Genomic DNA, 13492 nt, shown 5'->3' on the forward strand with positions numbered 1-13492 from the left:
CGGACCAGTGATCCGGGGGCCTGCAACAGATTTGGCAAACCGGTTGACCGATTAATGGTCAACCGCGCCACCGGCTCCTTTCGGAACGCGGATGTCTTCAACCATGTGCTGGATATGTGCCGGCGGTTCAGCGGTGACTTTCGACACAGCAAAAGCAACGATGAAGTTCAGGACCATACCCACGGTACCAATGCCTTCCGGCGAGATACCGAACAGCCAGTTGTCCGGCGTGTTGGCAATGATCGGATCGAAGAACACACCTTTATAGGCAAGGATATAGCCCATGGTGAAGATCAGACCCGTCAACATGCCGGCAATCGCGCCTTCGCGGTTAACCTTCTTGGAGAAGATCCCCATGATGATAACCGGGAACAGCGAGGATGCCGCAAGACCGAAGGCAAACGCGACCACCTGTGCCACGAAGCCCGGCGGGTTGTACCCGAGATAACCGGCAATCAGGATCGCAACTGCTGCTGCGATACGTCCTGCCATCAGTTCCTGGCCTTCTGTCATGTCCGGTGTGAAGGTACCTTTGAGAAGGTCATGCGACACGCCAGAGGAAATCACAAGAAGCAGGCCGGCAGCAGTCGACAGCGCAGCGGCGATACCGCCCGCAGCAACCAGTGCAATGACCCAGTTCGGAAGCTGTGCAATTTCCGGGTTGGCCAGAACCATGATGTCACGGTCCACGCTCAGCTCGTTGCCAGCCCAGCCATATTCGGCAGCCTTGGCAGCGAATTCTGCGTTCGCATCGTTGTAATACTGGATGCGACCGTCACCGTTCTTGTCCTCGAAGCTCAGAAGGCCGGTTGCTTCCCAGCGCTTCATCCAGTCCGGACGTTCTTCATAGGACAGGTTGCCGTCTTCGGCACCAACTTCACCGGTCTGGATGGTTTCGGTCAGGTTCAGACGAGCCATCGCACCAACTGCCGGGGCAGTGGTGTAAAGCAGCGCGATGAAGACCAGCGCCCAACCAGCCGACGAACGTGCGTCACGCACTTTCGGCACGGTGAAGAAGCGAACGATAACGTGCGGAAGACCGGCAGTACCAACCATCAGGGCGGCGGTGATGGCAAAGACATCAATCGTCGACTTGTTGGTGGTCGTGTATTCAAGGAAGCCGAGTTCCGTCACGACATTGTTGAGGCGTTCAAGCATATATTCGCCGGTACCATTGACGGTCGAGCCGAATGCCAGCTGCGGCAGCGGATTGCCGGTCAGCTGGAAGGCAATGAAGATCGCCGGAATGGTGTAGGCAACAATCAGAACGCAATATTGTGCAACCTGGGTATAGGTAATGCCCTTCATGCCGCCAAGAACGGCATAGATGAAGACGATGCCCATACCGACGATCAGACCGGTAAGAATTTCGACTTCAAGGAAGCGCGAGAACACGATACCGACGCCGCGCATCTGGCCTGCCACATAAGTGAACGAAATAAAGATCAGGCAGATAACAGCAACGATACGGGCCGCTTTGGAGTAATAGCGATCGCCGATGAATTCCGGCACGGTGAACTTGCCGTATTTACGCAAGTAAGGTGCCAGAAGCATGGCCAGCAGGCAGTAGCCGCCGGTCCAGCCCATCAGGTAAACCGAGCCGCCATAGCCAAGGAAGGCAATGAGGCCAGCCATAGAAATGAAGGAAGCAGCCGACATCCAGTCTGCTGCGGTCGCCATGCCGTTGACGACCGGGTTAACACCTTTGCCAGCGACATAGAATTCGCCGGTGGTGCTCGCCTTGGCCCAGATCGCGATGCCGATATACAGCGCGAAGCTCAAGCCTACGACGATATATGTAAGGGTAGTAAGATCCATTTTGTCTGTCTCCCCAGATCCAGCGTCAATCGTCGTCTTCGTGAACGTCGAACTCGCGGTCCAGTTTGTTCATCTTCGACACATAAACGAAAATCAGTGCGACAAAGACATAGATGGACCCCTGTTGAGCAAACCAGAAACCAAGCTGGAAGCCCGCTATTTCGATACTGTTAAGGGCATCGACAAACAGAATGCCGAAACCGTAGGAAACGATGAACCAGATCACAGTCAGAGTTGCGACCAGCTTCACGTTTCTCTTCCAGTAGGCTGCGCTTTGTTCATCCATCGCGCGTCTCCTTCCTAGAATTGATAACTTCCCCTGCCGACCGTTTGTTGTGTTTTTGTCAGTCGGCCGCATGTACTAAGCGGCAATGAAACTGTAACGACACACTCATTGCCTTCTAAGCTCGATACCAGTTTTCGGGATTCCCCAGAAGCTAATCATTAGTCGTATAGAACAGTGCGTTAGCGACGGTCTGGTTGAATGAACCGGCCAAAATCACAAAGATTTCCGCCAGTTTTTTCATTGTGCAATGCGGTATTTTTGGTTGAGTTTTCGGGGTGAATAAAACACTCATAGATTGCCGTTTGGCAGTGTTCCGGATGCTTTTGGTCTGTTTGGGGGCGATTGCCTGTGATGGTTTGCACATCGGTTGCGGATCAAATTTGCGCGTCGCTTGCACAAAAAATTGCCCGGCGCGGTTGCCCGATCACCAATTTCGACAAAGTTAGAGGGTGTCCTGCCCCCGCGTGCGGCTTGCATGCGGGCATGTGCGGTTTGAAGTTGTTAAGCGCAAGCACGTCGGTTACAAACGGGCACAGCTTTTCAGGCATGAATATGTGCATGCCGTCGTGATCCGGTCCCGATGGGGACGGACCCAATGACATTTGGATGGGGAATTTAATGGCATCCTACCAGTATATTTACGTCATGAAGGACCTGACCAAGATCCTTCCGGGCGGTCGTGAACTTTTCAAGGGCATTACGCTGTCGTTCCTGCCGGGCGTAAAGATCGGTGTTCTGGGGAACAACGGTGCGGGTAAGTCGACCCTGCTCAAGATCATGGCAGGCATCGAAAAGGATTTTGCCGGTGAAGCATGGCCGGCAGAAGGTGTTCGCGTTGGTTACCTTGAACAGGAACCGCAGCTGAACCCGGCCAAGGATGTTCTTGGCAACGTCATGGAAGGCTGCGGCCAGGTTGTTGACGATCTTGCGCGCTTTAACGAAATTAGCGCCAAATTCGCCGAGCCGATGACCGATGACGAGATGAATGATCTCCTTGCCGAGCAAGGTGAACTTCAGGAACGCATCGATGCGGCCAATGGCTGGGATCTTGAGCGTACGCTTGAAATCGCCATGGATGCGCTGCGCTGCCCGCCCAAAGATGCCGATGTGTCCAAGCTTTCCGGTGGTGAACGCCGCCGCGTTGCGCTTTGTCGTCTGCTGCTGGCCAAGCCGGACATTCTGCTGCTTGACGAACCGACCAACCATCTTGATGCGGAATCGGTTGCGTGGCTTGAACGTCACCTGGAAGACTATCAGGGTACCGTCATTCTGGTTACCCACGATCGTTACTTCCTTGATAACGTTACCGGCTGGATCCTTGAACTCGACCGTGGTCAGGGCATCCCGTATGAAGGCAACTATTCATCCTGGCTGGAACAGAAGCAGAAGCGTCTGGAACAGGAAGCCCGTCAGGAAGGCAGCCGCCAGAAGCAGCTGGCAACCGAGCTGGAATGGATTCGCCAGAACCCGAAAGGTCGTCAGGCAAAATCCAAGGCCCGTGTCCGTGCCTATGATGATCTTGTCGCCGAAGCGGCCAAGGCGGTGCCGGATTCGACCAAGATCGTTATTCCGATTGCCGAGCGCCTTGGTAACGAGGTTATCACTGCCGAAGGTCTGACCAAGGCATTTGGCGACAAGCTTCTGTTTGATGATCTTCATTTCCGTCTGCCGCCGGGCGGTATCGTTGGTGTGATCGGCCCGAACGGTGCCGGTAAAACCACGCTGTTCAAAATGCTGACCGGAACCGAAACCCCGGATTCCGGAACGCTGAAGATCGGTGAAACCGTCAAGCTTGGCTATGTCGATCAGTCGCGTGACTCGCTTGATCCGAACAAGACCGTCTGGCAGGAAGTTTCCGACGGCCTGGACGAGATCCTTCTGGGTAAACGTCCGATGTCATCGCGTGCCTATGTTTCGCAGTTTGCATTCAAAGGTGCGGACCAGCAGAAAAAAGTCGGTCAGCTTTCCGGTGGTGAACGTAACCGTGTTCACCTTGCCAAGATGCTGAAATCGGGCGCAAACGTGCTGCTGCTTGACGAACCGACCAACGATCTTGACGTTGATACGCTGCGCGCGCTTGAAGAAGGTCTTCTGGAATTTGCCGGTTGTGCTGTGGTTATCTCGCACGATCGCTTCTTCCTTGACCGTATTGCGACCCACATCCTGGCTTACGAAGGCAATTCGCATGTCGAATGGTTCGAAGGCAACTATCAGGAATACGAGGCGGATTACAAACGCCGCTATGGTGAAGAAGCAAGCCGCCCGCACCGCATCAAATACAAGCCGCTTACCCGTTAATTCGGGCAAGGGTATTGTGAATTGCGAAAGGCCACCTTCGGGTGGCCTTTTGTTTTTGGCGCGCAATGGGCTTATTTTCGGACAAAGAAAAAGCCACCATCTGGAAATGGTGGCTTTGAAATTTTGATGGTGTGGTCTGTGACCTAAAGGCCGGTTTTTGCCTTAAGGGCGCTGGTCAGGGCGCTGACATCATCGTTATTTTGCTGGATCACCGAGGTGAATTCGTCACGCTGGGTGATGCCCATGCTCAGACCTTCGATCGAAACATCAATGATCTTGTAATGGTTATCAAACAGACGCATACGCCAAACGATATTGACCGGCGGGCCATCAGGGCGGACGAACTGTGAATTGACGAAGGTGTCCTTGTTCTTTTCCGTCTCGCTGCCGACAACGAACTGTTCGCCGTTAAAGGCTTTGAACTGGTTGGCATAATTCAGCGCGAGATAGTTCTGAAGAAGCTTGGAAAACTCGTCGATTTCTTCCTTGGAAATGGAACGCCAATAGCGGCCGAGCACAAAGCGCGACACAACTTCCATTTCGAAGTAGCGATCCATCAGGGCAACAAATTTCTGGCGGCGGACATCATCGCCAAGCGTCTGGTCGGTCAGTTCGGCCATTGCCTGATCGGCAAGGGACTGAATGACATTGGCCGCACTTTGGTCAACGGCGACCTCTGCGATCACCGGGGATGCGGTGGTCGCGGCCATAACCGGGCCAGACCAGACCGCAGAAACACCAAAAAGTGCGGCTGCTGCGGGGATGATGATCTTGCTCTTGGTCATGGCTTGCTCTTACTGGCTTGCGGCTTCGACGGCGTCGTCAAAGCTGAATTCAGCACTTTCATCCTCGACCGCCGAAGCCGGTGCAGGTGCGCCGTTGCGAATCAGGGTGTTGCGCTGCTGACGATACAGGCTGCGCAGGGCTGCATAATAGTCGATTGACGATTTCTGCAACTCGTTAAGCTGATTGACGGTCGCATAGCGATAATGCAATGCGCTCACACCGATCGAGCCAAGATAAAGTGCTTCGGCGGTGTCGCTATTCTGTGCGCCCCAGGTCAGCGGGTTGGCAACATAGTCAACACCTAGGCCAACACTGTCACGCAAGTTGGACGGACCAATCAGCGGCAGAACAATATAAGGACCGGCACCGACGCCATAATGCGCAAGGGTCTGACCGAAATCTTCACGACGGTACGGAATGCCGAAATCGGCAGCGACGTCGTTGAAACCAAGGAAGCCCAGCGTCGAGTTCATGATGAAACGCTGGAACGAGGCCGCGGCCTGATCCGGATCACCCTGAAGCAATGCGTTGAGTGAGTTCAGCGGTTCGTTCAGGTTGCGCACAAAGCTTGCAACCGACGTCTTGACGGGTTCCGGCGCAATATCGCGGTACCACATCGCAGCGGGGTACAGAACCATGAAATCGACTGCGCCGTTTACACCGTGCACAACACGGTTTACCGGTTCAATTGGGTCGAAATCGCTCATATCCTGTGCGGGCTCTGTTGATGCACAAGCCGTCAGCAAGGACAGCGAACCAGCAGCACAGAGTGAAAGTAGAGCTCGAAACTTCATTATTTTCAGCCAACCGATTTTCGATACATAGACTTCCTTGACCCAAGACGTTTTTCGCGCGGGAACACCAAAAAACGTTACCGATCAACTTCCTGCTCTCGAAGTCGGATCATGTATCGCGTACGCCTCGAATATTTATGTGGTTAGCATAGGGCGAAATTAAACGCCAGCATACAAAAAGTTGAAAGGGTTCAAGCCGTTTTACCGTGTGACCTTTTTGCCATACCTCGTTTGGGTGGGAAAATAGTCGTTGATTAAATATAAACATATCTTTATATCTGTTTTTCGTGAATGGGAGAAACGGCTATGGAACAGGTTTTGGCAAGATTGCGCGCAGCCGCCGAAGCGACACGGCTTCGGTTATTGGCGATTTGCGCGGAATGCGAACTGACGGTCAGCGAGATCACGCAGATCATCGGCCAAAGCCAGCCACGTGTTTCCCGTCATCTGAAATTGCTGTGCGAAGCCGGGTTGCTTGTGCGGTTCCGTGAAGGGACCTGGGTGTTTTATCGTACGCCGCATTCCGGCCCGGGGGCCGATCTGGTGCAGCCGGTTCTGGCTTTGTTGCCGGCCGATGATGAAATTTTGTCCCTTGATCGGGCGCGCCTTGATCAGGTCAAAGCCCAGCGTGAAAAAATCGCCACCGAATATTTCCGCGCCAATGCCGAAGACTGGGACCAGATCAGATCCCTTCATATTGACGAGGCTGTTGTTGAACAGGCCCTGCTTGATGCGGTTGGCGATCTGAGCGGCGGGCGTATTCTTGATATCGGTACGGGAACGGGCCGGATACTGGAACTGCTGGGCCGAAATGCCGAAGAAGGTGTCGGTGTGGACATGTCGCGCGAAATGCTTGCCGTGGCGCGTGCACGCCTGCAACGTGCCGATCTTTCCAATTGTCTGGTGCGTCAGGCCGATATGTATCAGCTGCCGTATCCGGGGGGCATGTTTGATGTCGTGACCCTGCATCAGGTTCTTCACTTTGCCGAAAAGCCCGATGCGGCAATTGCCGAAGCCGCCCGCGTTCTGGCGCCTGGGGGCAGGCTGGTGGTTGTCGATTTTGCTCCGCATGATCGCGAAGAATTGCGGGAAGAGCACGCGCACCGGCGCCTTGGCTTTGAAGATTCGTCGATCAGTACGTGGTTTCGCGCATGTGAACTTGTATTCGACAATGTCATAAACCTGCCCGGCAAGCCGCTGACCGTCCGGATCTGGACAGCGCATGCCGCAACCCAGGCCGCCACACAGACACCAGATAAAAACACCGACAGGGCTGCGGAATAATCCGTATCGCCCGAGATCAAAAATAAAGCCCGATCCAAGGGAAAGCGAAGACAGGATTGAAATGATGACGGTTCAAGAAAAACAGGCAGCACGCAACGATCTGCGGGTTTCATTCGAATTCTTTCCGCCCAAAACGGAAAAGATGGAAGAAACCATGTGGCGATCGATCCATCGTCTTGCGCCGCTGAACCCGTCCTTTGTTTCGGTGACCTATGGCGCGGGCGGTACCACGCGTGATCGCACACATGGCAGTGTCACCCGAATTCAGGGCGAAACCGGCATTCCTGCGGCCGCGCACCTGACCTGTGTTGGTCATACCAAGGATGAAATCGAACAGATCGCCCGTAAATACTGGGACGAAGGCATTCGTTCGATCGTGGCCCTGCGCGGTGATCTGCCCGATGCCGGTGATACCTATGAACCGACCCCGGGTGGTTATCCCTATGCGGTTGATCTTGTTGCCGGGCTTAAGGAAATTGCCGATTTTGATATTTCGGTGTCGGCCTATCCGGAAATGCATCCCGATGCACCAAGTGCCGATTTCGAGATCGATTATCTGAAACGCAAGATCGATGCCGGGGCCAACCGTGCGATCACGCAGTTCTTCTTTGATAACGAGACCTATCTGCGGTTCCGTGACAAATGTGATGCTGCTGGCATCACGGCCCCGATTGTTCCGGGCATCCTGCCGGTGACCAATTTTGCATCGCTTTTGAAATTTGCCGATATGTGTGGGGCATCTGTGCCCGAACGCTTGCGCTGGCGTTTTGACGGTCTGGACGAAGATCCGGAAACGCGCCGCATGGTTGCATTCCACGAAGCCATTTCACAGGTTGAAGGGTTGATGAAGGAAGGGGTCAGCGACTTCCACTTCTATACTCTGAACCGTGCCGAACTGACCTATGCCATCTGTCATGCGCTGGGTATCCGCGGAACGGACAAGGCTGCGGCCTGAGTTCCGATTACCGATAACAGCAAAGCCTGACTGAAAGACTGGATGAAAAAGATGAATGATCGCAAGGAACGCGTCGCCCTGCTGCGCAAACGGGCCGAACAAAAGATACTGATCCTTGATGGCGCCATGGGCACCATGATCCAGAAACACAAACTGACCGAGGAAGATTATCGCGGTGAACGGTTTGCCGACTGGAAACAGGATGTCAAAGGCAATAACGATCTTCTGTCTCTGACCCAGCCAGACATCATCAAGGACATCCATCTGCAATATATTGCGGCAGGTGCTGACCTTCAGGGGACCAATACCTTCAGTGCGACGACCATCGCGCAGGCCGATTACGGCATGGAAGATCTGGCCTACGAGATCAATTTCGAAAGTGCCAAGATCGCGCGTCAGGCCTGCGACGAATGGGAAGCCGCCCATCCCGGCGATGTGCGTTTTGTGAACGGTGCCATTGGTCCGACCAACCGCACGGCCTCAATCTCGCCGGATGTGAACAATCCGGGCTATCGCGCGATCACCTTTGATCAGCTTAAAGACGCCTATAAGGAAGCGGCCAAGGGCCTGCTTGACGGTGGTGCAGATACGCTTCTGGTCGAAACCATTTTCGATACGCTCAATGCCAAGGCCGCATTGTTTGCCATCGACGAAGTTCTTGAAGAACGCGGTGAAGATGTTCCGGTCCTTATTTCGGGTACCATCACCGATGCATCGGGCCGTACCCTTTCAGGGCAGACCACCGAAGCATTCTATAATTCGGTCCGTCACGCCAAGCCGTTTTCGATCGGTTTGAACTGCGCACTTGGTGCTGCGCAGCTGCGCCCCTATGTGCAGGAACTGTCACGCATTGCCGAATGCCGCGTTTCGGTTTATCCCAATGCCGGCCTGCCGAACGAATTTGGTGAATATGATCAAAGTGATGCGGAAATGGCCGCACTGGTCAAGGAATGGGCTGAAACCGGCATGGTCAATTTGCTGGGCGGATGCTGTGGCACGACACCGCCGCACATCAAGGCGATTGCTGATGCCGTGGCCGATGCCAAGCCACGGGCGCTTCCGAAAATTGAACCCAGAATGCGTTTGTCCGGCCTTGAGCCGTTTGACGCTGCGTAAACCCGATATTGATTGCTGAAAAGAGATCGAACAGACCCATGACCGACATTTCCAGATTTATCAATATTGGTGAACGCACAAACGTTGCCGGATCGCTGAAATTCAAAAAGCTGATCGTTGACGAAGATTACGATGCAGCCCTTGAGATTGCCCGCCAGCAGGTCGAAAACGGCGCACAGATCATCGACATCAACATGGATGATGCGATGCTTGACGCCGAAACGGCGATGGTCAAGTTCATCAACCTGATTGCGGCCGAGCCCGACATTGCGCGCGTGCCGATCATGGTCGACAGTTCCAAATGGAACGTCATCGAGGCCGGTCTTAAATGTCTTCAGGGCAAGGGGATCGTCAACTCGATCAGTCTGAAAGAAGGCGAAGAACCCTTTATCGCCCAGGCCAAACAATTGCGCCGTTACGGTGCGGCTGTTGTTGTCATGGCCTTTGATGAAAAAGGCCAGGCCGACACCGTTGATCGCAAGTTTGAAATTTGCAAACGCAGCTATGACGTTCTGGTCGAAAAAGTCGGCTTCCCGCCGGAAGACATCATTTTTGATCCGAACATCTTTGCGGTCGCAACCGGGATCGAAGAACACGACAATTATGCGGTCGACTTCATCGAAGCCTGCAAGCTGATCAAAAAACACCTGCCCTATGCCAAGATTTCCGGCGGTGTTTCGAACGTCTCCTTCTCGTTCCGGGGCAATAACCCGGTCCGCGAAGCCATGCATTCGGTCTTCCTGTATCACGCCATCCAGGCCGGTCTTGATATGGGGATCGTCAATGCCGGGCAGCTGGTCGTTTATGAAGAAATTCCGGCAGAACTGCGCGAACGCGTCGAAGACGTCATTTTGAACCGTCGTTCGGATGCGACCGACCGTCTGCTTGAGGTTGCCGAAAAATACAAGGGTACGGGCGGTCCGGAAAAGAAAGCCGATCTGGAATGGCGCAAAAAGCCGGTCAATGAACGTCTGGCCCATGCGCTGGTCAACGGTATTGCCGAATTCGTCGAAGAAGACACCGAAGAAGCCCGCCAGCAGGCCGACAAGCCGCTTCATGTCATTGAAGGGCCGCTGATGGATGGGATGAACATTGTCGGTGACCTGTTTGGTGCCGGCAAGATGTTCCTGCCCCAAGTGGTGAAATCCGCCCGTGTGATGAAAAAGGCCGTCGCCTATCTGATCCCGTTCATCGAAGAAGAAAAAGACGGTGTGCGCGAAAGCAACGGCAAGATCCTTCTGGCGACGGTAAAGGGCGATGTCCATGACATCGGCAAGAACATCGTTGGTGTGGTTCTGCAATGTAACAATTTCGAGGTCCTTGACCTTGGTGTGATGGTTCCGACCCAGAAGATCATTGAAACCGCCAAGGCCGAAAAGGTCGACATGATCGGTCTTTCGGGCCTGATTACACCGTCGCTTGAAGAAATGACCTATGTTGCTGCCGAAATGGAACGCGAAGGTCTGGATATCCCGCTTCTGATCGGTGGGGCGACCACGTCAAAGGTACATACCGCGGTCAAGATCGCACCGAACTATAACAAGTCGGTCGTTTACGTGATTGATGCATCGCGTGCGGTGGGTGTTGCAAGCCAGCTGGTTTCGGAAACCCATCGCGAACGATTTGCTGCTGAAATCCGCAATGAATATCTGGCGATGGCGGAAAAACATGCCGCCCAGCAATTGCAGAAAAAACGCTTCGCCCTTGCCGATGCGCGCGCCAACAAGGTGCAGCTTGACTGGGGTGCCTATGACGTTCCGGTGCCGGCAAAGCCGGGGATCACCGTGTTTGATGACTTTGATCTTGAAGATCTGGTCGCGCGCTTTGACTGGAAGCCGTTCTTTGAAACCTGGGAACTGCATGGTCGTTTCCCCGATATCCTTAAGGACGAAAAAGTCGGCGAAACTGCGCGCGGTCTTTATGACGATGCGCAGGAAATGTTGAAACGCATTGTTGCGGAAAAATGGTTCAAGCCGCGTGCGGTTGTTGGCATCTGGCCGGCAAACTCGGTCGGCGATGATATCGAAGTCACCCCGGCCCCGGATCAGAATGAACCGGTCATGCTTCATACCCTGCGCCAGCAGATGTTCCGCGAAAACAACAAACGCCCGAACCGGGCTTTGGCCGATTACATCGCGCCGAAGGAAAGCGGCAAGACCGATTATATCGGTGCCTTTGTTGTGACGGCGGGACCGGAAGTCGAACAGATTGCCTCAAAGCTTGAAGCCGAGCATGACGATTACAATGCCATTCTGGTCAAGGCGCTTGGTGATCGCTTTGCCGAAGCCTTTGCCGAGCGTATGCACGAAAAGGTCCGCAAAGAGCTTTGGGCCTATGCTGCGGACGAGAATCTCGGCAATGATGATCTGATTGCGGAAAATTATCGCGGTATCCGTCCGGCACCGGGATATCCTGCGTGCCCGGAACATACCGAAAAACGCACCCTTTGGTCGCTTTTGAATGCCGAGGAAAATGTCGGCGTTTCCCTGACCGAAAGCTGTGCGATGACCCCGGCTTCGTCTGTCAGCGGTTTCTATTTCGCCCACCCCGAAGCCAAATATTTCGGCCTTGGCAAGATCGAACGCGATCAGGTCGAAAGTTATGCCGAACGCAAAGGCATGACCATGGCCGAGGCAGAACGCTGGTTGGCACCAAACCTGAATTACGATCCACGTCAGTCATAATGATCTGAAGTCATGATGATCTGACCGGTCGCATTGAAAAGCCCCGCAGACTGCACTCTGCGGGGCTTTTTCGTTGCGGGGCTCGTTGGGTAAAGGCCGTGACAGTGTCAGAGCCCGTGTCAGTGTGTCGCCTGACAGAACTTTCCGCGTTCGGTAATGCCGACAATGACAATGGCAATCACACCAAGACAGAAATATCCCCCCAGAAGCGGGATCACCGTGCCGTCAAACTTCTGGCCGATAATGCCCCCGGCAATCACGCCGATCAGGGTGCTATAGACGCCGATCATTGAAGACGCGGTTCCGGCAATGGCGCCAACCGGTTCCATGGCCAGCGAATTGAAATTCGGCATGGTCAGTGAAAAGCAGAACAGCGTCATGGTAAGGCCGATACCAAACAGCCAAAGCGGCGGCTTGCCGTCAAAACCGATTGCGATCAGAACGTTGACCAGACTGCTTGCCGTCATGAAGAACAGGGCGACATGGGAAATCTTGTGCATGCCAAGTTTCCGCACCAGACGGGCATTGACGAAGGACGAGAAACTCATACAGGCCGCAATCATGCCAAAGGCAAGAGGGAACCAGACGCCCAGTCCATAGACCTCGGTCTCGAAGATTTGCTGTGCCGAACCGATATAGGCCATCAGACAGGCAAACATCATGCCCATGACAGTGGCATAACCAAATGTCTGGCGGTTGGTCACTGTGGTTCTGATGTCACGGGCAATCCGGCGAACCGAGAGTTTATGCCGATATTCCGGATGCAGTGTTTCGGGCATCCGAAGCAGGTACCAGCACACTATTGCAATCGCGAGGACAAGCGTACTGACAAAAATCATGTGCCAGTTTGCCAGTGCCAGAATCAAGCTGCCCGATGCCGGGGCGAACACCGGAAGAATGATGAACACCATCATGACAAAGGACATGACGCGCGCCATTTCGCGACCTTCAAAACAATCGCGCGTGATCGCCATGGTCAGAACGCGCGGGGCAGCAGCACCAAGTCCCTGGACGAAACGGGCAATAAGCAAATGATCATAGCTGTCGGCAAAGATCGCCATGACCGTACCGACGGCATAGATGCCAAGTCCGGCGATCAGGGTCGGCCGGCGACCAAAACTGTCGGCAAGCGGGCCATAGACGATCTGCATCAGGCCAAAGGCAATCATGAAGACATAAATCAGCATCTGCATGCGGTTGCCGTCTTCGATGCCGAAATCGGCAGCAATCGGGCCAAAGGCCGGTAACAGGTTGTCAATCGACAGGGCGACAAGCCCGATGGTAATGGCCATCAGACAGACAAATTCAGCAAAGCCGGGTAGCGGTCGTACCGCAGTGCTACCCGTGGGTCGGGGATCATTCATTTTTGGATTCCGTATCAACACGGTTTGGGTGGCGTCAGAAATTCTGAACAGACGGCGAAGAATGCTGCATTTCCCCCGTCGATGGCAATGATCGTTTTTTGAAAGCT

Annotated in this window: 10 protein-coding genes; 5 read left to right on the forward strand and 5 right to left on the reverse strand. The window is 54.1% G+C overall.

The window, feature by feature from the left end; all coding sequences use genetic code 11:
- Positions 1 to 51: 51 nt before the first annotated feature.
- Together CU041_RS02935 and CU041_RS02940 are read right to left on the reverse strand one after the other, a co-directional pair.
- The gene (locus tag CU041_RS02935) at positions 52 to 1818 is read right to left on the reverse strand and encodes a sodium:solute symporter family protein (protein WP_068519484.1); all 1767 of its coding nucleotides are present in this window, start codon (positions 1816 to 1818) and stop codon (positions 52 to 54) included.
- A 25-nt stretch (positions 1819 to 1843) separates the two neighbouring features.
- The gene (locus CU041_RS02940; protein ID WP_068519485.1) at positions 1844 to 2104 is read right to left on the reverse strand and encodes a DUF4212 domain-containing protein; all 261 of its coding nucleotides are present in this window, start codon (positions 2102 to 2104) and stop codon (positions 1844 to 1846) included.
- A 618-nt stretch (positions 2105 to 2722) separates the two neighbouring features.
- Between CU041_RS02940 and ettA the strand changes: the two genes are divergently transcribed.
- Positions 2723 to 4402, forward strand: a complete 1680-nt coding sequence (gene ettA, locus CU041_RS02950; RefSeq protein ID WP_101245690.1) for an energy-dependent translational throttle protein EttA — start codon at positions 2723 to 2725, stop codon at positions 4400 to 4402.
- Positions 4403 to 4545: 143 nt separating this feature from the next.
- On the opposite strand, the gene CU041_RS02955 is transcribed toward ettA, so the two are convergent.
- Positions 4546 to 5187 carry an MlaC/ttg2D family ABC transporter substrate-binding protein gene (locus CU041_RS02955; protein ID WP_101245691.1) on the reverse strand — a complete coding sequence of 214 codons (642 nt, stop codon included), beginning with the start codon at positions 5185 to 5187 and terminating at the stop codon, positions 4546 to 4548.
- Positions 5188 to 5196: 9 nt separating this feature from the next.
- Positions 5197 to 5895 (reverse strand): MlaA family lipoprotein, encoded by a 699-nt coding sequence (locus tag CU041_RS02960; RefSeq protein ID WP_228196350.1) that lies wholly within the window; start codon positions 5893 to 5895, stop codon positions 5197 to 5199.
- A 393-nt stretch (positions 5896 to 6288) separates the two neighbouring features.
- Between CU041_RS02960 and CU041_RS02965 the strand changes: the two genes are divergently transcribed.
- The 4 genes from CU041_RS02965 to metH all read left to right on the forward strand — a co-directional run bounded on the left by CU041_RS02965 (position 6289) and on the right by metH (position 12021).
- Entirely contained in the window at positions 6289 to 7266 is a 978-nt protein-coding gene (locus CU041_RS02965; protein WP_068519490.1) for an ArsR/SmtB family transcription factor, read from the forward strand.
- Between the two features lie 61 nt (positions 7267 to 7327).
- Complete coding sequence (gene metF, locus CU041_RS02970; RefSeq protein ID WP_407702973.1) at positions 7328 to 8221, forward strand: methylenetetrahydrofolate reductase; 894 nt, start codon at positions 7328 to 7330, stop codon at positions 8219 to 8221.
- Positions 8222 to 8272: 51 nt separating this feature from the next.
- Positions 8273 to 9337, forward strand: coding sequence for a homocysteine S-methyltransferase family protein (locus tag CU041_RS02975; protein ID WP_233432983.1), 1065 nt, complete (start codon positions 8273 to 8275; stop codon positions 9335 to 9337).
- 38 nt (positions 9338 to 9375) lie between these two features.
- Positions 9376 to 12021: a methionine synthase gene (gene metH / locus CU041_RS02980; RefSeq protein ID WP_101245693.1), complete on the forward strand. Its 2646-nt coding sequence runs from the start codon at positions 9376 to 9378 to the stop codon at positions 12019 to 12021.
- 119 nt (positions 12022 to 12140) lie between these two features.
- Here the strand turns inward: metH and CU041_RS02985 are convergent, their stop codons facing one another.
- Entirely contained in the window at positions 12141 to 13385 is a 1245-nt protein-coding gene (locus CU041_RS02985) for a multidrug effflux MFS transporter (protein ID WP_101245694.1), read from the reverse strand.
- Positions 13386 to 13492: the final 107 nt, after the last annotated feature.

It is taken from the genome of Thalassospira povalilytica (assembly GCF_002844235.1).
GTDB lineage: Bacteria > Pseudomonadota > Alphaproteobacteria > Rhodospirillales > Thalassospiraceae > Thalassospira > Thalassospira povalilytica.

What these genes read in the sequence shown, in the direction of transcription:
- CU041_RS02935 (WP_068519484.1), bottom strand. Translation starts at nt 1,818, where the DNA reads ATGGATCTTACTACCCTTACATATATCGTCGTAGGCTTGAGCTTCGCG.
- CU041_RS02940 (WP_068519485.1), bottom strand. Translation starts at nt 2,104, where the DNA reads ATGGATGAACAAAGCGCAGCCTACTGGAAGAGAAACGTGAAGCTGGTC.
- ettA (WP_101245690.1), top strand. Translation starts at nt 2,723, where the DNA reads ATGGCATCCTACCAGTATATTTACGTCATGAAGGACCTGACCAAGATC.
- CU041_RS02955 (WP_101245691.1), bottom strand. Translation starts at nt 5,187, where the DNA reads ATGACCAAGAGCAAGATCATCATCCCCGCAGCAGCCGCACTTTTTGGT.
- CU041_RS02960 (WP_228196350.1), bottom strand. Translation starts at nt 5,895, where the DNA reads ATGAGCGATTTCGACCCAATTGAACCGGTAAACCGTGTTGTGCACGGT.
- CU041_RS02965 (WP_068519490.1), top strand. Translation starts at nt 6,289, where the DNA reads ATGGAACAGGTTTTGGCAAGATTGCGCGCAGCCGCCGAAGCGACACGG.
- metF (WP_407702973.1), top strand. Translation starts at nt 7,328, where the DNA reads ATGATGACGGTTCAAGAAAAACAGGCAGCACGCAACGATCTGCGGGTT.
- CU041_RS02975 (WP_233432983.1), top strand. Translation starts at nt 8,273, where the DNA reads ATGAATGATCGCAAGGAACGCGTCGCCCTGCTGCGCAAACGGGCCGAA.
- metH (WP_101245693.1), top strand. Translation starts at nt 9,376, where the DNA reads ATGACCGACATTTCCAGATTTATCAATATTGGTGAACGCACAAACGTT.
- CU041_RS02985 (WP_101245694.1), bottom strand. Translation starts at nt 13,385, where the DNA reads ATGAATGATCCCCGACCCACGGGTAGCACTGCGGTACGACCGCTACCC.